13 protein-coding genes and 1 pseudogene are annotated in these 17,623 nt (G+C 73.3%); 7 read left to right on the forward strand and 7 right to left on the reverse strand.

Annotated features, from left to right (window positions below; translation table 11 throughout):
* Positions 1–81 precede the first annotated feature (81 nt).
* The 4 genes from QUY26_RS00530 to QUY26_RS00545 all read left to right on the forward strand — a co-directional run bounded on the left by QUY26_RS00530 (position 82) and on the right by QUY26_RS00545 (position 5,689).
* On the forward strand, positions 82–357 hold the full coding sequence (locus tag QUY26_RS00530; protein ID WP_289943105.1) for a hypothetical protein: 276 nt from the start codon (positions 82–84) through the stop codon (positions 355–357).
* A gap of 315 nt (positions 358–672) precedes the next feature.
* Positions 673–1,599, forward strand: a complete 927-nt coding sequence (locus QUY26_RS00535; protein WP_289943106.1) for an NADP-dependent oxidoreductase — start codon at positions 673–675, stop codon at positions 1,597–1,599.
* 104 nt (positions 1,600–1,703) lie between these two features.
* Positions 1,704–2,648 carry an AraC family transcriptional regulator gene (locus QUY26_RS00540; protein ID WP_289943107.1) on the forward strand — a complete coding sequence of 315 codons (945 nt, stop codon included), beginning with the start codon at positions 1,704–1,706 and terminating at the stop codon, positions 2,646–2,648.
* 452 nt (positions 2,649–3,100) lie between these two features.
* Positions 3,101–5,689: a helix-turn-helix transcriptional regulator gene (locus tag QUY26_RS00545; RefSeq protein WP_289943108.1), complete on the forward strand. Its 2,589-nt coding sequence runs from the start codon at positions 3,101–3,103 to the stop codon at positions 5,687–5,689.
* Here QUY26_RS00545 and QUY26_RS00550 read toward each other — a convergent pair.
* Together QUY26_RS00550 and QUY26_RS00555 are read right to left on the reverse strand one after the other, a co-directional pair.
* Entirely contained in the window at positions 5,663–7,975 is a 2,313-nt protein-coding gene (locus QUY26_RS00550; RefSeq protein ID WP_289943109.1) for an ABC transporter ATP-binding protein, read from the reverse strand. The two genes, QUY26_RS00545 and QUY26_RS00550, sit on opposite strands and share 27 nt — an antisense overlap.
* Positions 7,968–9,905: an ABC transporter ATP-binding protein gene (locus tag QUY26_RS00555; RefSeq protein WP_289943110.1), complete on the reverse strand. Its 1,938-nt coding sequence runs from the start codon at positions 9,903–9,905 to the stop codon at positions 7,968–7,970. The genes QUY26_RS00550 and QUY26_RS00555 overlap by 8 nt, the downstream gene beginning before the upstream one ends.
* A gap of 399 nt (positions 9,906–10,304) precedes the next feature.
* Between QUY26_RS00555 and QUY26_RS00560 the strand changes: the two genes are divergently transcribed.
* A complete protein-coding gene (locus QUY26_RS00560; RefSeq protein ID WP_289943111.1) occupies positions 10,305–11,357 on the forward strand; it encodes a radical SAM protein in 1,053 nt (350 codons plus the stop codon).
* Positions 11,358–11,445: 88 nt separating this feature from the next.
* Here the strand turns inward: QUY26_RS00560 and QUY26_RS00565 are convergent, their stop codons facing one another.
* A complete protein-coding gene (locus tag QUY26_RS00565) occupies positions 11,446–12,498 on the reverse strand; it encodes a S1 family peptidase (RefSeq protein ID WP_289943112.1) in 1,053 nt (350 codons plus the stop codon).
* Positions 12,499–12,691: 193 nt separating this feature from the next.
* Complete coding sequence (locus QUY26_RS00570; RefSeq protein WP_289943113.1) at positions 12,692–13,603, reverse strand: LysR family transcriptional regulator; 912 nt, start codon at positions 13,601–13,603, stop codon at positions 12,692–12,694.
* A gap of 167 nt (positions 13,604–13,770) precedes the next feature.
* On the opposite strand from QUY26_RS00570, the gene QUY26_RS00575 reads away from it, so the two are divergent.
* Positions 13,771–14,106 (forward strand): hypothetical protein, encoded by a 336-nt coding sequence (locus tag QUY26_RS00575; RefSeq protein WP_289943114.1) that lies wholly within the window; start codon positions 13,771–13,773, stop codon positions 14,104–14,106.
* A 109-nt stretch (positions 14,107–14,215) separates the two neighbouring features.
* Here the strand turns inward: QUY26_RS00575 and QUY26_RS00580 are convergent, their stop codons facing one another.
* From QUY26_RS00580 to QUY26_RS00590, 3 genes and pseudogenes are all read right to left on the reverse strand, one after another.
* Positions 14,216–14,611, reverse strand: coding sequence for a VOC family protein (locus tag QUY26_RS00580; RefSeq protein WP_289943115.1), 396 nt, complete (start codon positions 14,609–14,611; stop codon positions 14,216–14,218).
* Positions 14,612–14,680: 69 nt separating this feature from the next.
* Positions 14,681–15,010: pseudogene (locus tag QUY26_RS00585) on the reverse strand (zinc-binding dehydrogenase); the annotation flags it as partial.
* A gap of 190 nt (positions 15,011–15,200) precedes the next feature.
* Entirely contained in the window at positions 15,201–16,580 is a 1,380-nt protein-coding gene (locus tag QUY26_RS00590) for an aspartate aminotransferase family protein (protein ID WP_289943116.1), read from the reverse strand.
* 90 nt (positions 16,581–16,670) lie between these two features.
* On the opposite strand from QUY26_RS00590, the gene QUY26_RS00595 reads away from it, so the two are divergent.
* On the forward strand, positions 16,671–17,582 hold the full coding sequence (locus QUY26_RS00595; protein ID WP_289943117.1) for a LysR family transcriptional regulator: 912 nt from the start codon (positions 16,671–16,673) through the stop codon (positions 17,580–17,582).
* The last annotated feature ends 41 nt before the right edge of the window (positions 17,583–17,623 follow it).

A 17,623-nucleotide genomic window follows, 5' to 3' on the forward strand; every position in this document is an offset into this window, starting at 1 on the left:
CGCATCAGCCTTGGGCCAATCGAGGGAAGGCGGAGCGGTCTCCGGCGATGGGGACCCGTCGGCTGCGGAAGGATGCGTTCCATGCACATCACGAAACGCGTTCTCCTCGCGGCTGCGGCCGCGTCCCTGCTGGTGGCGGGCCACGGCGCAACTGCCGCGGCCTCCGAGTCCGCCCCCGCGTCCGTACAGTCCACGCCGGCGGCCGGGCCGGGCTGGCACCACGTGGCGGACTTCCCTCCGGCCGAGGAGCACCGCTGCCATGAGCGCGGCCGGTGGTACTTGGAGAACGGCGTCCGCGCCTACGAGTGCCGACCCGCCGGAGTCTGGGAGTTGTGGGTTCTCACCGAGCCCTCCTGACCGAGGTCGGGGCCGGATCGTTGCCCTCACGGCGGTGCCTGCCCGACAGCAATGCCGGGCAGGCACCGCCGCCTGCGGAAGGTCCTTGCGGTCGGCTGCACCATCGCGGCAAGGCCCGCCCGTCACCCTGCCGTCGACGCGCCCTCCGCCCTGGGGGCGGCATGAGCTTCCGTGTAGACGATGAGACATCTTCGGGAGACTGGTAGATATTCAGCGGCTCGTTCGATCTTCCTAGAGTGATGTGCGTCAGCCAGTCGGAGGGGCTGGGCACAGGTCGTGCTCATGCGCTCCGGGATTCATGAGGGAGATCGGTCAATGCGTGCTGTCAGGCAGGAGACGTTCGGTGGGCCCGAGGTGCTGCGGGTGGTCGAGGTCGACCGTCCTGTTCCGCTCGGCGGGGAGGTCTTGGTTCGGGTCCGGGCGGCCGGGGTGAACCCGGTCGATGTGGCGGTGCGTTCGGGTGCCTACCCGCTGTTGGGTGAGCCGCCCTTCGGAGTCGGCTGGGACGTCTCGGGGGTCGTGGAGGAAGTGGGAGCCGGAGCCCGGTTCGCTGTGGGGGACGAGGTGTTCGGGATGCCGTTCTTCCCCCGAGCCGCGAACGCGTACGCCGAGTACGTGGCCGTGCCCTCGCGCCAGGTGGCCCGGAAGCCCGCGGCCCTCGATCATGTGCAGGCCGCCGCCATGCCGCTGGCCGCGCTCACCGCCTGGCAGGGGCTGGTCGACGCCGCCGGGGTCAGCGAGGGGCAGCGGGTGTTGATCCACCGTGCGGCCGGAGGTGTCGGGCACTTCGCCGTCCAGATCGCCAAGGCCCGTGGCGCCCACGTCATCGCCATGGCCAGCGCGCCCAAGCACGACTTCGTACGCGGCCTGGGGGCCGATGAGGTCATCGACTACCGCACCACCGACTTCACCGTGGCGGCCGCAGACGTCGACGTGGTCTTCGACTCCAGTTCGGAAGGAGAGCGTTCGCTGTCGGTGCTCCGGCCCGGCGGCACGCTCGTGAGCATCATGGAGCACGGGGACCAGGAACTGGCCGCACGGGTGGAGGCTGCGGGGCGCCGCTTCGCCGGAGTGTCCGTCGAGCCCGACTACGCCTCGCTGGAAGCGATCGCGCGGCTCGTGGACACCGGCGCCATCCGCCCCCACGTCGCCGAGACCTTCCCGCTCGCCGAAGCCGCCAAGGCACACGAGCTCGTCGGATCGGGGCGGGTGCAGGGCAAGGTGGTGCTGAGCGTCGACTGACGGCGGGAACGGGGGCGGGGGCGGGAACGTAAGGTGGGGGCCGGTTCGTCGGGACCGGAGCCGGGCCTGCTCGGGGCCGGGTGAGTCGGGGGCTGGGGGAATTGGTGGATGTCCTGACGGAGGCGCTGTCCTCGATGCGTACCGGGCGGCCCGCGTCCGTGCGCACCCTCGGCCGTACCCCCTGGGGGCTGCGGCTTCCGCCGGTCGCGGGGGCCGGGTTCCACGTGGTGCTTTCCGGCGCGTGCTGGCTGGTCCCGCTGGAGGACGCGCCGCACCTGGCGCCGGTCGCCCTCAGCACGGGAGACGTGGTCTTCCTGCGCGACGGCCGCGGCCACATCCTCGCCGACGACCCCGCCACCCCGGCGGTCGAGGAACAGCCCGAGCAGTTCAGCGCCGGGCCCGTCCTCGGCACCCTCACCATCGGCGGTGACGGGCCCCAGACGAGTCTGCTCTGCGGCAACTACCACCTGGACCAAGAGCGTCCGCATCCCCTGGTGGGACAGCTTCCCGAGATCATCCATCTGCCCACCGGGCACGGAAGGCACGCGGAGCTGAGCGCGGCGGTGCAGCTGCTCAAGTCCGAGCTGGACTCACCTCGTATCGGATCCGCCGGGATCGTGCCCGCGCTGATCGACTCCCTGCTGCTCTACATCCTGCGGGCCTGGCTGGAGGACCAGGCTCCCGCCACCGCCCGGGGCTGGGCCGCGGCCCTCGGCGACCGGGCCGTCGCCCCGGCCCTGTCCGCCATACACCAGACCCCGGCGGCACCCTGGACCGTCCAGTCGCTCGCCCAGCGGGTCGGGCTGTCGCGCGCCGCGTTCGCCCGGCGCTTCACACACCTCGTCGGCGAACCTCCCATGGCGTACTTGACGCGGTGGCGGATGACGACTGCCGCGACACTGCTGCGGGAGACACAGGCGCCGCTGACCACCATCGCAGCCCGCACCGGATACAGCTCCGAGTACGCCTTCGCCAAAGCCTTCAAGCGCGAGCACGGACAAGCACCCGGGCACTATCGACGCCAGACCCACGCGGGGTCGAGACCCTGATCGGGCGCCGCGCAGACGCCGGGCAGGCGCTGGGCGCGCCCCGGACAGCGGCGCCCGGACAGCGGCGCCCGGACAGCGGCGCCCGGACAGCTCGCGCGTGGACGGCGTTGAGTCGGCATTCATGGGTCGTTTATTGCGATGCCGTGGGCTTGCTGTGTTGCCGCACGGAACGCTCCGGCCCCCAGGGCCGGTGCACGGCCGTCCTGAAGGGGCGGCTCGCGCGCGGCGTGACGCGGCCGGTGCACGGGAGAGCACCGGACATACGACCCGCCCCCGGGGCCCTCGCGCGGCTCGTCCGCGCCGCTCAGGCCCGTTCTGCCGGGCAGGTCACCCGAGTTCGCTCATGATGGGGAGGCCGCCCGTGCCCGCGGGGGCCTCCTGAAACGGTGCGGCGGAGCCCGGACAGGACGTCAGGTGTCAGCGGGCCGCGCCGCGCGTGGGGGAGAAAACCGATGCGAGACAACCAGGGCATGGGTGCGTTCGTCGCCAGGGACGAAGAGCTCCGCACCACACTCGCGGCCGTCGTGTCCAGGCGGGGTACGGCGATCGTCGGTCCACCGGGGGTCGGCAGGACGGCGTTGCTCTCCGCCGTCGCGCGGCGCCTTGCTACGTCACGGTTCGAGGTGGTGTGGACGGCCGCGACGCAGGCGAGCCGGCAGGTCCCCTTCGGGGCGTTCCGCTCCGTCCTCGGTGCCTGCGACCGCCTCGACGACCACCAGGCGTACGGCGCTCTCCACACCGAACTCTTCCGGCGGGCCGGGGCGCGGATACCGGTGCTCGTCATCGACGACGCGCACCGCCTGGACGACCGGGGCGCGGCGCTGGCGCTGGGGCTGGCCGCGGAGGGGGTGGTGCGGTTGCTGGTCGCCGCCCGGTCCCAGTCGCCCTGTGCGGCGGGCCCGCCGGTGTCGGACGCCGTGGTGGCGCTGTGGAAGGACAGCTATCTGGAGCGTCTGGACCTGGCGGCGTTCGGCCGCGTCGGCACCCAGCAGCTCATCCGCAGCCTGGCGGGCGGGCCCGTCGCACAGACCACCGTGGACCTGCTGCAGCGGTGGACCGGCGGGAACCCGCTGCTGCTCACCGAACTCGTCCGCCACGCCCGCGTCGCACGCCACCTCGTCGCCGAGGGCGGCCTGTGGCGGTGGCGCGGGCCGCTGACGGTGCCACCGCGCCTGGCCGAACTGTTCGACCACGAACTGAACCGCCTCTCCCCCGCCGACCACGACACGCTGGCGGCCGTCGCGCTCGGCGAGCCGCTGCCCCTGCACGCCCTGGAGAAGGTCGCCCCCGCCGGCCTCGCCGAGCGCCTGGAGGACCTGGAGTGCCAAGGGCTGCTCCGCACCGTCGACGGGCCGCAGCGCCAGCTCCTGGTCCGTCTGGGGCAGCCGATGCTGGGGGCCGCCGTACGGCGACGCCTGCCCCGGCTGCGGCGACGCCGACTGGCCGCCGCGCTGCTCGACGCGTACACAAGCCCGCCCGACCCGGTGACCCTGGCCCGCTGGCAGCTCGACGCCCACGGGCCCGTCGACGCCGGGCTCCTGGTCCGCGCGGCCGAGGCGGTCCGCGGGCACGACCCGCAGCTCGCCTGCCGCTTCGCCCGGCGCGCGCACGAGCAGTCCGGTACTGCCGCCGTCCCGCTGGCCCACGCCCTGGTCGAACTCGGCGACACCGCCGAGGCCCGTGCCGTACTGGAACGAGCGCACGCCCAGGCCCGCACGCCCGGGGGCAGGCTCGGTGCCGCCATCGCGCTCGGCGCTCACCGGTGCTGGGCCGAACGGGATCCGGCGGCGGCCGACCTCCACCTCGCGCGGCTCCGCCCGGCCTCACCGTCGGCCACGGCCGCGGTCGACGGCATGCGCGCCCTCGTCCTGCTCTGCGCGGGACGCATCGACGGCGCTCTCGCCCTCGCCGAGCGGGTACTGCGCCACGACGCCCGTGGGCCGGGTCCCGGCTACGCCCGCCTTGCCCTGACCGTGGCCCTCGCGCTGACCGGACGTACGCTCGACGCCGTCACCCTCGCCGGGTCCACGGCCGCCGACCCGGCCAGCAGTCCCTGGGAGCGTGAATGGGCGGCCGCCGTCTGCGCCTTCACCGAGATCTGGCGGGCCACCGACATCCAGGCCCTCGTCGACGACCCGGTACGCGGGGGGACACCGGACGACCCGCACGCTCAGGTGGGCGGTGCTGTCGCGACGCTGCTCGGTGGCTGCATGCAGTGGGTGCTCGGCCGTCGGGCCGACGCGGTCGACCGGCTGCGTGAGGCGGTGGTCCACCAGCTGACCGGCAGGCGGCTGTTGCGGACCGAGGCGGTCTGCTGGCTCGTCGTGTGCCTGGCCGAAGAGCAGCGGCCGGAGGACGCCGAACGCGCGCTCGCGGCCTGCCCGCCGGACGCGGTCTCGCTCATGCCCGGGCGGTGGCAGTGGGCCCATGCCGCCGTGGCCGTCGCGCGCGGCGACACGACGGCCGCGACCGGGCACATGCGCGCGGCCATCGAGGCCGCGCGGGCCGCCGGATGCTGGGCGGTGGAGGTGGAGTACCTCGTCTACACGGCCTGGTCGACGCCCGCCCGGCCGCCCGCCGACGTCGTCGACCGGCTCACCGTCGCCGTCCGGCACGTCGACGCGCCGCGGCTCGTCGCCGGGGCCGAGGCCGTCCTCGCGCTGTCCCGCGGCATCGGCACCGAGCTCCTCGACCACGCCACCCGCCTCGACTCCCTCGGCATGCACGCGCCCGCGTGGCGGCTGGCCGAGCACGCCGCGACCGCGCTGCCCGCCCAGGGCCGCCGGCACGGCGACGCGGTCGTCCTGGCCAGCCGGTTGCGCCACCGCCTCGGCCTCACCCCGGCGCGGCCGTCTGCCGAAGCGCTCACCCTGCGCGAGGTGGAGATCGCGTCGCTGGCCGCCGCGGGACTGCCCGACCGCATGATCTCCCAGCGCCTGGGCGTGTCCGTCCGCACCATCGAGAGCCACCTCACCCGCATCTACCGCAAACTCGGCGTCCACTCCCGCAAGGAGCTACCGCCTGCCCTCCACCGCACCTGAGGCGCGTGCCGCCGGCGCGGGGACGGGGGCGGGGGTGCACGTCGGGTTGGGGGTGCACGTCGGGTTGGGGGCGGGAGTGGTGGAGCCGACCTTGTCGGGTGTCGGGGCTGTGTCGGTCCGGCCCGGGTCGGGCGCCGGGGCCTCCTCGGTCTGAGCGGGGTCGGGCGCCGGGGCCTCCTCGATCAGGACCGCATCAGACGCCACGGCCTCCTCGGTCAGGACCGCATCAGACGTCGGGACCGCCGCGGCCAGGACCGTCGGGACCGGGTCAGGCGTCGGGGCTGTCTCAGCCAGGACCGTCGGTGCCGGGGCGGACCCGGCCGGGGCGGTCTCCGCGTACGCGGCCGCGTGCAGCGCGTACATGCTCGCGTACCGCCCCCGCCGCGCCAGCAGTTCCGTGTGCGTGCCCAGTTCCGTGACCCGGCCGCGGTCCAGGACGACGATGAGGTCGGCCTGGCGGACGGTGCTGAAGCGGTGTGACACGACGACGGTGATGGTGTCCGGGTGGGCGCGATCGGTGCCGTCGGCGTTGCCGGGGCCGTCCGGGCGGTCGGGGCGCAGGTAGTGGCGCAGGAGTTCGGCCTCGCTGTCGGGGTCCAGGCTGGCGGTCGGCTCGTCGAGGAGGACGAGGAGGGGGTGGGTGCGCATCCGGGCGCGGGCGAGGGCGAGTTTCTGCCACTGGCCCGCCGAGAGGTCGGTGCCGTCGGGGTAGGTGCGGCCGAGTTGGGTGTCGAGGTCGGCGTCGAGTCCGGCCACGACATCGCCCGCGCCCGCCTTGTCGAGGGCTGCCCGGACCGCGTCGCGGTCCTCCAGGGCGTTCAGGTCGCCGAGGCCCACCGATTCGCAGACGGGCAGCTCGAAACGGCAGAAGTCCTGGAAGCAGGCCGTCACCCCGGCCCGCCACACCTGCGGCGACACCTCGCTGAGGTCGCGGCCGCCGAAGGTGACGCGCCCGCCGCCCAGCGGTTGCAGCCCGGCGAGGAGCGCGACGAGGGTGGACTTGCCCGCGCCGTTGTCGCCCACCACGGCCACGGTGGCGCCCGCAGGAAGGCGCAGGTCGACGGGTCCGAGGGCCGGTTCCGTACGGCCCGGGTAGGTGAACGACACGCCGTCGAGGACGAGGTCGCCCCGGGGCGGCAGGGCACGGCCCTCGCCGGTGGGGACGTCGCCCTGCGGGTGGTCGACCAAGCGCAGGTACTGCTCGACGGTGTCCAGTGCGCGGCGCAGCCAGCCCAGGAGCCAGCCGAGGCCGGTGGTCGCGCCGACGAGCCGGGTGCTGAGCAGCAGGACCAGGACCGCCTGGCCCGCGGAGCCGCTGCCGTCGATCACGGACCGGGAGATGAGGTAGAGGCCGCCGATCAGCGCGCCGCTGAAGAACAGCCAGCCGCCCGCCACGGCCCACGCGCCCTTGGCCCGAGCCGCCTCGCGCGGGGTGCTCGCCTCGAGGAAGGCCGCCCGGTGGCGCGCCGACAACTCCCCGGACAGCCGGTACAGCCGCACCTCTCGGGCCGGGACCGGATCGGTGGCCAGGGAGAACAGGGCCATGCGATGGCGGTCGGCCGCCGCGCCCGCCCGTTCCGCCTCGGCGACCAGACGCGCCTGCCATCGGTTGGCGGACGCCAACGGCACGATGGCGAGCGGCAGGAGCGCGAGCAGCGGGTCGGCGAACGCGAGCAGGACGAGGGCGCCGACGCACCGGGCCACCAGGTTGGCGTTCTCCACCAGGGCCGCGAACCCGGTGCCGAATTCGCCGCGGCGCCGGCGTACGACCTCGGCGGTGTCCAGGAAGTCCGGGTCCTGGTAGTGCCCGATGTGCGCGGGCGACGAGCACAGGTTCATCAGGCGGCGGTCGAACTCGAGCCCGATGCGGTGCTGGAGCACGAGTCGTACGTCCGTGGCGATGGCCGCCGCCTGGTGCACGAACACCGTGACCACGAGCAGGAGCAGTCCACCGCGCACGATCTGCGCGCGGTCGTCGCCGCCGGTCCCGTCGACCATCCACTGCAGGCCGACGGCCTGGAGCGCCGCGACGACGTTGAGGAGCGGCGACAGGATCAGGACGAGGAGGGCGCGACGGGGGTCGACGTGGAGGGCTGTGCCGACGAGCAGCCGGATCCCGGCGAGCCACCTGCGGCCCCGGCTCCGGCGCCCCGGCCCGCCCTTCCCCGACTTTGCGGCCTTGCCCGCGTTCCCCGGACTCCCCGCGTTCCCCGAACTCTCCGGGCTCACCGGGCTCCCGGGCTTCCCCGGCTTCCTTGTCTGCGGGCCGCGTCGGCTGTCAGCCACGGTGACTCCCCTGGCGTACGTCGAAGGGTTCGGACTGCACACGGAACATCCGCGCGTACCGCCCCTGGGAGGCGATGAGTTCGTCGTGGGTGCCGTACTCGCTGATCCGGCCGCCGTCCACGACGGCGATCCGGTCGGCGAGCCGGACGGTGGCGAAGCGGTGGGAGACCAGGATCGTGGTGAGTCCGGCGGTGATCTCCAGGAAGCGGGCGTACAGCTCGTGCTCGGCCTCGATGTCGAGATGGGCGGTGGGCTCGTCCAGGACGAGCACGCGGGCGCCGTGCCGCACGGCGTACAGGGCACGGCTCAGCGCGAGCCGCTGCCACTGTCCGCCCGACAGCTCCGTGCCGTCGGTGTAGGCACCGCTCAGGAGGGTGTCCCAGCCGCTCGGCAGTTCCTCCGCGACGCCGTGGAAGCCGCCGAGGCGGGTGGCGGCCACGAGGTGCTCGTCGGCGGCGGCGTCCGCTTCGGCAGCCGCTTCGATGTGGCCGAACGCCACGTTGTCCCGTACGGAGAAGGGGTAGCGGACGAAGTCCTGGAACACGACGGCGACTTGGCGCCGCCAGGCCGCCGGGTCGAAGTCGCCGAGGTCCTGGCCGTCGACGGTGATGCGGCCCCGGTCGGGGACGTAGAGGCCGGCGAGGAGCTTGGTGAGGGTGCTCTTGCCCGCGCCGTTGTCGCCGAGGATCGCCAGCGAGGAGCCCGCGGGGATGGTGAGGTCCAGGCCGTCGAGCACGCGGGAGGTGGCAGCGGGGTAGGTGAAGCAGACCTGGTGGAAGCGGATCTCCCGGGCGGGCAGTGCCGCCGTCGCGGTACGGGTCCCGGGCGCGGCCCTGGAGTCCAGTTCACCGACCGCGAGTGCCGCGGGCACGGCGGCGCTCGCCGTGTGCAGGGTCCACTGCAGGTCGCCGCTGAAGCCGAGGGCGAACAGGCCGAGCAGCGCCTGCAGGGCGACCGTCAACTCCCTGACCGACAGCGCGCCGTCGGCCGCCGAGAACGCGAGGGTGAGGACGACGGCGAGGTGCGCCGCGAGGAGGAAGGCGATCGCCAGGGCGTGCCGTCGCGGGCTGACCCGCGCGCGGCGCATGTGGACCATGCCGTCCCACCAGGCCGTGCTGAAGCGTTCGACGAGCCAGGAGCGCATCCCGAAGAGCCGCACCTCCTTCGCCGCGGGCGCGGTCGTGGCGAGTTCACGCAGGTAGGCGGCGCGCCGCAGTTGCGCGGTGTTGCCCGCGTGGGCGGACACCGAGCGGCCGATCTCCTTCTCCTGCCAGCGGCCGGTGATCACCCAGGCCGTGCCGAGGACCAGCGGCATCCACCACTGCCCGAACCAGCCAAGGAGGACGGCGGACACCAGTCCGGTCAGGCGCAACGGGACGAGCCCGGCCAGGGCGGTGACGGCTTGGCCGGGCGGGTGCGCGCCGAGGCCGACGGCGCGGGCGCGCTCGATGCGGTCGGCGACGTCGGAGTCGTCCAAGTGGTCGATGTGCGCGGGGCGCAGGGCACCGTCGACGGTCTGCTGGGCGGTCGCGGCGTCGAGGGCGGTGCCGAGGCGGGAGGCGACCATGGTGCGGATCGGGTCGAGGACCACGTCGAGGACCAGGACGAGGCCGAGCAGCGCGAGCCCCACCGTCATGCTGTCCAGCGACTTCGGGGTGCTGGTGAGGGCGGCCACGAGGTGTCCGGTGGCGAGGGGCAGCAGGGCGCTGCCCGCTGCCTGCGCGAGGATCAGCAGGGCGAGGGCGAGGGTCAGGCCGCGGGCGACGCGCGGCAGTTGGCGTATCAGCGCCCACACGGCGCTTCGCGCCCGGTCCGCGCCGGTCGTTCCGTTCTTCCCGGGCGCCTTGCTCGCCCCGTCCGTCCTCACCGCGCCGACCGGGCCGGGCTTCTCGGCCTTCGCGTCCGCGCTGGCGCCGCTCGTGGCTGTCATGGGTCTGTTCCCCTCCGCCGGTTCGAACCCGTCGGCCGTCGTGGCCAAATGGGTGCGGTGGCCGCTCCGGCTCGGAAGCGGCCACCGCATGCATGCGTCACCGTCAGTCGCCGACGGTCGGGGGCGGATACATCATGGTGTTTCACCTCCTCTCCGTCTCGGGTGCACTGCGTTGCCGGAAAGGAACGCTAATCGGCCGGGCAGCCCCGCAGATCCGTACTCGGGTACGCAAAGGGGCAAGGCGACTACGCAAGGGTCCGGGCCGTTTCCCTTACGTACGGAACGCCTGCGTAGGGGCGGGCGGTGATTGCGTACCGCGGTACGGACGACGGGTTTCGGCCGGGGTTCCTAGGGTGCGAAGCCGGAATGCACGCCCGCCCTCTGCCTGGAGAAACGTCCATGGAAAAGTCGCTCAGGAACCCCAACGCCGTGATCTGGGACGTCACTTTCGCGTGCCCTCTGCGCTGCGTTCACTGCTATACGGAATCGGGGCGGCGGCCCGCGAAGAACCTCACGTACGAGGAAATGGTCCGCGTCGCGGACGCGATCATCTCGATGCGGCCGAAGATGATTACGCTGTGCGGCGGCGAACCGCTGACGATCAAACGGATCGTCGATCTGGCGCGGCATTTCGACGACGCGGGAGTGCGGGTCTTCCTGTACACCAGCGGGTGGGCCCTGCCCGCCTCGACGGTCGAGGCGCTCGCCGATGTGGTGACGAAGATCGTGGTGAGTCTGGACGGTGCGAGCGCGAAGTCCCATGACCGGATCCGTGGCCGCGCCGGATCGTTCACGCGGGCGACGGCCGGGCTCGCGCGGATCGACGCGGAGGTCGCCCGGCGCCGGGCGGAGGGGCTGCGGGCGCCGCGCTTCGGCATCGACTACGTCGTGATCCGGAGCAACTTCGACGAGTTGGAGGAGATGTGCGCGCGGGTGGCGCCCCGCTTCCCGAACCTGGAGACGCTGTACTTCGGCGCGGTGGTGCCCACAGGCCTGGCGAGCCGGCCGTCGTTCGTCGAGCACGAGCTGCTCAGCGACGACCAGGTCGCCGAGTTGATCGCGCCGCACACCCTGGAGCGGTTGCGCGCGGCCGCGCCCGCGTCCGTCACGGTGGAGACCACGGAGAACTTCGAGGTCCAGATGAACCCGGCGTTCCTGGCGCGCACCCCGAGCTTCCGCCCCATGGAGATCGAGCCGGACGGCGAGGTGCGCGCGATGCCCATCTACGAGGGCACCGTGGGCAGTCTGCTCACCGAGGACCCGCAGGTGCTGTGGCGGCGGTCGTACGAGCGCTGGGACGATCCGTTCGTCGTGGAGACCCTCAACAGCGTCCACAGCCGGGCGGACTGGGCGGAGGCGGTGCGGCGCATCGACGCGCGGTTCGCGTCGGACGAGGACCGGACGCGGATCGCGGCGCGGCCGGTCCATGTGCCGCTGGGCCTGGCGCGCTGACGTCCCCGGCGGCAACCGCTGTTGCCGCCGGGGGTCAGTGCGACGCGCGCCCCCTGTCGTGGGGGCGGTGCGTGCTCTCGTACGCGGGTCAGTACACGCTGACGCCGTACGCGGACAGGGCCTCTCGCACCGGCTGGTGGATGGCGGAGCCGTTGGTGCCGGAGCAACCGGAGCTGCCGGAGTGGATGCCGAGGGCGACCGTGCCCGCGAAGTGGGCGCCGCCGCTGTCGCCGCCCGCGGAGCAGGCGGTGGTGCGGACCATGCCGTACACGGGTCCGTCGCCGTAGTTCACGGTGACGTTGACGGCGGTCACGGAGCCGCTGGTCACCTTGGTGGTGGAGCCGCTCTTCTTGATGGCCTGGCCCACGACCGCGTCGGCGGCGGAGGAGATCTTCTGGTAGCTGCCGTTGTAGAGGTTGACGTTGCCGGCGGGCGAGGAGCCGTTGGTGTAGCGGACGATGCCGTAGTCGTTGGTCGGGAAGCTGGTCCCCTCGCGCACGCCGACGGCCGCGCCGCCGGACGTGGCGGACCAGTTGGCGCTGAGGTTGGTGCAGTGCCCGGCCGTGACGAAGTACTTGGTGGTGCCCTTGGAGACGTTGAAGGCCGCCGAGCAGCGTGAGCCGCCGCCGTAGATGGCGTCGCCGCCCGCGACCTCGCGCTCGAAGGTGCCCGGCACACGCTTGACGCGGACGGCTCCGTCGAGCGAGTCGGCGACGCGCCGCAGCCGGGCCAGGTCACGGGCGGAGACCGAGCGGTCGGCCTCGACGGCTATCTGGTTGGTGCGGGGGTCGACGCCCCAGGACGTCCCGGTGATCTTGGCGCGGGACTCCAACGTGTCCATGGCGGCGTCTAGTTGGGCCGCGCTGCGCTCGACGCGTTCGGGGATGGCGCCGGTCGCGCGGACGCGTTCGGCGGCGGCGTCGCTGGTGACGGTGACGACGAGGTTTCCGGTTTCCCGGTCCAGGTAGGTGCCGGCGCTGTCGGCGCCGAGCTGCCGTTCGACCTGGGCGTTCAGAGCGTTGAGACGGGTCGCGGAGGGCGCCGGTTCGCTCTGGGCGCCGGCGGGGGTGACGCCCAGGGCGAGCGATCCGGTGACGAGCAGGGCGGACAGGCCCAGACGCGCACAGGTGGTGCGTCTCATGTGGGGGGCTCCTTTGACGGTGACGTGCGTGGCGTGTGACGTACCGCGGTACGTGTGGGACGTACCGAGCAAGGAAAGTGGCATGTCTGCGTCAGTCGCGCAAGGTTCTGGACCGCCACGGTCCAGGATGTGCCGCGGGGCATGCCGCAGGAGCCCGGGGCGAGAGGCGACCGGGCGGGTGGGCCGGCGCCGACTAGGAGAGCCGCGCGGCCAGGTGATCGGGCGTCAGGCGGGCGTGCTCGCGGGCGACGGCGACCAGCTCGGCGATGAGGGGGTGCGGGCCGGGCCGGGTGAAGACCGACAGGGCGCGACGCCTGCGCGGGGTCAGGCGCAGCGCGGTGCCGGGGAATTCGGGAGTGAGGACGTTGGCGGGCACGAGGCCGACGCCGAGTCCGGCGGCGACGAGGCGGGGGACGGCGGCGGTCTGGGTGGAGCGGATCGCGGCGTGCGGGGTGAATCCGGCGTCGGCGCAGAGGTCTTCGACGGTGGCGGCCAGGGCGTGATTGCGGCCGTACTGGACCCAGGGGCGCTCGGCGAGCTGTTCCAGGCGCACGGTCCTGCGTCCGGCGAGGGGGTCGCCGGGCGGGACGATGACGACGAACTCCTCGGACCCCAGGGGGTGGTGGGGGCCGTCCCAGCCGTCGGGGAGCGGGCCGATGGCCACGTCGGCGGTGGCGTCGCTCATCGCGCGGGCGAAGGAGGCGAGGTCGGCGTACTCGTGCAGGACCACGTCGACGCGCGGGTGCCGCTGGTGCCAGACGGCGAGGACGCCGGGGACGACACCGAGGGCGACACTGAGGACGGCGGCGAGGTGCAGTTCGCCGTGGACCATGTCGGCGACGGCGCGGGCGGCGCCGGTGGCGCGCTCGGCGCCGGAGAGGGCGTGGCGGGCGCCGGGAAGGAAGGCGCGGCCCGCCGGAGTGAGGTGGGCGCCGCGCGGGGTGCGTTCGAGGAGGGGGGTGCCGACGGTGCGTTCCAGGCTCTTGAGCTGCTGGGAGAGGGTGGGCTGGGAGACGTGCAGGAGGGCCGCGGCGTCCGTGATGGAGCCGGTCTCCACGACGGCCAGGAGGTATTCGAGCTGCCGGAGGGTCGGTGGGGCTGCCATAGGCCCACCCTATGCCTCCCTGTGAAAACACGTCTTTGATCTATGTCTGAGGGCTTCCTAGCATCGACATGGCCGACGGCGGAGCGCCGAGCACTCCCCTCCGGCTCGGCGCCGTCCGCCTGTCGCCCTCTCCCCTGCCGTCCTCGATGACTCGGAGTCGTATGCCCATGGAAACGCTCGCCCTCGCCCCTGCCGAGGAGTCGGCCCGAGACACGTCCTGGGAGACCCGGGAGCGGACCTCCCAGGACGCCTCCCCGGCACCGGCGAAGGGCCCGCTCAACGGCCTCGCCACCCTCGCCCTCGCCTACGGCACCCTCTCCGTCATCGGCGCCCTGATCCCGCCGGTCCGCACGGTCACCGGCACCATCCCCGTGCCCGCCCTCGTCCTGGGCGTGACCGGGTGGGCCAACGCCCACCGCATGGACGGGGCGGGACGCAAGCAGGCGCTGGCGGGACTGGCGACCGGGCTGACGGGCCTGGTCCTGACGCTGTGCACGCTCTGACGCAGGTGCGCGCTCCGGTCCGGGCGCACGCTCTGATCCAGGTGCACGCTCCGACCCGGGCGTGCGCCCCGGCCCAGGTGCCCGCGCCGAACCCGGGCCGGGCGTGGGATCAGCTCGCGGTGGCGACCTTCCACAGGTGGCCGTCGGGGTCGCTGAAACAGCCGGAGTACCCGCCCCAGTCGGCGGCGGCCGCCTCCTTCAGGACGGTGCCGCCCGCGGCCGCGGCGGCGCTCATGACCTCGTCCACCTCTTCCCTGGAGTCGGTGAGGAAGTGGTACGAGGCGCCGCGGAACCCTGACCCGGCGGCGGGGACTCCGGCGTCGGCCGCCACCTCGTCCCAGGCGTAGAGCGCCAGTTGCGAGGAGCCGTCGCCGAGGTCGCACTTGACGAAACCGGGGAAGTCCTGGGCGATCGCGCACCCCAGGCCTTCGACATAGAACTTCTTGGCACGCTCCACGTCCTTGACGCCGAGCATGATGGCACTGACCTTCAACGTGGTGTTCATGCCGGCCACACTAAGTGCGGCGGTTCGCGGACCGCTTCTTTGTTCCTGACCGTTCGGCGCGCCTCCGCCTCAGGCGGCCGTGAGCGCGATCTTGCCCTGGATGTGCCCGCGGGCGGCTCGTTCGTGGGCGCCGCGCGCGTCCGCGAGCGGGTACGTGCTGTCGACGGCGGCGCGCAGCGTGCCCGCGTCGAGCAGCAGCCCGAGATCCGCGAGCGGCGGGCCGCTGGAACGCACCTGGGTGGCCGAGACGGTGGCGTCCCGCTTCGCGGCCTCTTCGGCGTCGTAGTCACCGGGGAACACCGGGTACACCGCGCCGCCGCGCTTCGGCGTGTCGAGGAGACGACCGGCGCCCGGGCCTCCGACGGTGTCGAGCACGAGATCGACGTCGCGGGCGACGTCCTACGGGATCACGGGCAGAGTCAGGAGCGGCCTCCAGCCCGCGCTCGCGCCCCGCGCCGATCATTCCTTCGATGTCGTCGCGAGCGCGGTGCTGGCCGACGGCACCGCAGCGGGCCGGCGGACCGGCAGCTGACCGAGGGGCCACCGGCCGTTCGGCGGACCACCGCCCCCTCAGCGCCCTGTCGACTGGTCAGCGGGCGGCCTGGGCCTCGGCGATCGCCTGGTCCAGGATCGTCAGGCCGAGCGCGAGCTCGTCCTCGGTTGCGGTCAGCGGCGGCGCCATCCGCAGGACCCCGCCCATGCCGGGGAGCTGCACGATGTTCATGTGCAGGCCGAGTTCGAGGCAGCGCCTTGTGACCCGCGCGCCCAGCTCGCTGGAACTGCGCTTCGTCTCGCGGTCGACGACGAGTTCGAGGCCGGTGAGCAGGCCACGGCCTCGGATGTCGCCGACGACCTCGTGGCGGGAGGCGATGTCCCACAGGCCGTCGCGGAGGAACGCGCCGAGGGAGCGGGCGCGTTCGTCGAGCTTGTCGGCCACCAGGACGTCGAGGACGGTGTTGCCGACAGCGGCCACCAGCGGGTCGGACACGTGCGTGGTGAAGAACAGGAACCCGCGCTCGTGCGCCCGCTGCTCGATCTCGGCACTCGTGATCACGGCCGCGAGGGGCAGTCCGGCACCGAGTGTCTTGGACAGCGTGAGGATGTCGGGGACGACCCCGTCGCGTTCGAAGGCGTACCAGGTCCCGGTGCGGCACAGGCCGGTCTGGGCCTCGTCGAGGATCAGCAGCATGCCGCGTTCCCGGCACTTGGCCTGCAGCGCCGCCATGTACCCGACCGGTGGCTCGATGATGCCGCCCGAGCTGAGGATCGGCTCCACCAGGCACGCGGCCAGGCTGCCCGTCGACTGGGCGTCGATCAGGTCGAAGGCGAAGTCGAGCTGGCGCCGCCAGTCCAGGCCACCGTCGGCCGCGGTGAAGTCCGGCCGGTACGCGTTCGGCACCGGGATGGCGAAGTTGCCGGGCGCGGACGGGCCGTAGCCCTTGCGGCCCGCGCTGTACGTGGCGGAGGCCGCGGCCTGCGTCATGCCGTGCCAGGACCGGGCGAACGACACGATCTCGTGCTTGCCGGTGACGAGCTTGGCCATCCGGATCGCGGCCTCGTTCGACTCGGCGCCGGTCGTCAGGAGCAGCGCCTTGTCCAGCGGCGCGGGCAGCGTGTCGCACAGGCGGCGGGCGAGGTCGACGACGGGGCGGCTGAGCATGCCGCTGAAGAGGTGGTCGAGGGTCCCGATCCCGCGCCGGACGGTCTCGACGATCGCCGGGTGCGAGTGGCCGAGGATCGCGCTCATCTGGCCGGAGGTGAAGTCGAGGATCTTCCGGCCCTCGGCGGTGTACACGAAGCTTCCCGCGGCGCGGTCGATGACCTCGCGGGTGAACTCCGGGCCGTAGCGGACGAGGTGCTTCTCGGCGTCGGACCAGAACGACTCGGTGGAGGGCGTGGTGGTCGACGCGGGCGACGGCACGGTGGTCGGGGTCGGGGACGGCTGAGCCGTGGGGGTCGAAGCAGGCATGTCCTCGACGGTAGGTCGCACGCGAGCGACACGTCCATCTCACAATTCCGGCTGTCCTGTTCGGAGGATCCGCACAACAATGTGAGGGTGATGAACCCCTGGAGACTGCGCCTGCTGAGCCAGCTGGACACCCTGGGCACCGTGCGGGCGGTCGCCCAGGCCGCGAACCTGAGCCCGTCGAGCGTGTCCCAGCAGCTCGCCGTCCTCGAGTCCGAGACCCGCACCCAGCTGCTCGAACGCACGGGACGCCGGGTGCGGCTCACCCCGGCCGGGCTGATCCTCGCGCGCCGGGCGCGGGCGATCCTCGACCACATGGACAGCGTCGAGGCGGAGCTGCGCGGATTCGGCGAGGAACCGGCGGGCCTGGTGCGGCTCGGGGCGTTCCAGAGCGCGATCCACACCATGGCCGTCCCGGCGGTGACCCGCCTGAAGCGGGCGCATCCGCACCTCGACGTGGAGCTGCTGCAGCTGGAGCCGCACGAGAGCATGCCCGCGCTGCGCGTCGGCGACGCGGACGTCATCATCACGACCACCGACTTCGACGAGCTGCCGCTCGGCCCGGACCTCGACCTGGTCCCGCTGGCCAGGGACCCGATCCTCCTCGTGGTCCCGTCCGGGCACCCCGCGGCCGGGCGCGGCGCCGTCGACCTCGCGGCGTACGCGGACCAGCCCTGGGCGTTCGACATGCCTCAGTCGTACATGGCGAACCTCGCGCTGCGGCTGTGCCGCCAGTCGCGGTTCGAGCCGCGCGTGGTGTGCCGCTTCAGCAACTACATGATGACGTTGCAGCACGTCGAGGCCGGGCTCTCGATCGCGCTGCTGCCCGGCCTGACGGTGGACCTCGACCGCTACCGGGTCGCCACCGCGGAGCTCGCCGCTCCCGTGACCCGCACGATCACGGCGGCGGTCCGGCGCGGCTCACCGCCTCGCGCGGCGGTGCGCGCGGTGCTGGAGGCGTTGCGGAATCCCTCGGAGGAGCTGCCGCTGCTGAGCCGGGAGTAGGAGCGGGTGCCCGGTCCGGCGGATCGGCGGGCTGCCGGTGC

This window comes from Streptomyces flavofungini, from assembly GCF_030388665.1.
Lineage (GTDB): Bacteria > Actinomycetota > Actinomycetes > Streptomycetales > Streptomycetaceae > Streptomyces > Streptomyces flavofungini_A.

Coding starts and splice junctions, on each gene's coding strand:
- QUY26_RS00575 (WP_289943114.1), top strand. CDS start 13,771: ATGGAAACGCTCGCCCTCGCCCCTGCCGAGGAGTCGGCCCGAGACACG.
- QUY26_RS00590 (WP_289943116.1), bottom strand. CDS start 16,580: ATGCCTGCTTCGACCCCCACGGCTCAGCCGTCCCCGACCCCGACCACC.
- QUY26_RS00560 (WP_289943111.1), top strand. CDS start 10,305: ATGGAAAAGTCGCTCAGGAACCCCAACGCCGTGATCTGGGACGTCACT.
- QUY26_RS00530 (WP_289943105.1), top strand. CDS start 82: ATGCACATCACGAAACGCGTTCTCCTCGCGGCTGCGGCCGCGTCCCTG.
- QUY26_RS00555 (WP_289943110.1), bottom strand. CDS start 9,905: ATGACAGCCACGAGCGGCGCCAGCGCGGACGCGAAGGCCGAGAAGCCC.
- QUY26_RS00545 (WP_289943108.1), top strand. CDS start 3,101: ATGCGAGACAACCAGGGCATGGGTGCGTTCGTCGCCAGGGACGAAGAG.
- QUY26_RS00595 (WP_289943117.1), top strand. CDS start 16,671: ATGAACCCCTGGAGACTGCGCCTGCTGAGCCAGCTGGACACCCTGGGC.
- QUY26_RS00535 (WP_289943106.1), top strand. CDS start 673: ATGCGTGCTGTCAGGCAGGAGACGTTCGGTGGGCCCGAGGTGCTGCGG.
- QUY26_RS00580 (WP_289943115.1), bottom strand. CDS start 14,611: ATGAACACCACGTTGAAGGTCAGTGCCATCATGCTCGGCGTCAAGGAC.
- QUY26_RS00570 (WP_289943113.1), bottom strand. CDS start 13,603: ATGGCAGCCCCACCGACCCTCCGGCAGCTCGAATACCTCCTGGCCGTC.
- QUY26_RS00565 (WP_289943112.1), bottom strand. CDS start 12,498: ATGAGACGCACCACCTGTGCGCGTCTGGGCCTGTCCGCCCTGCTCGTC.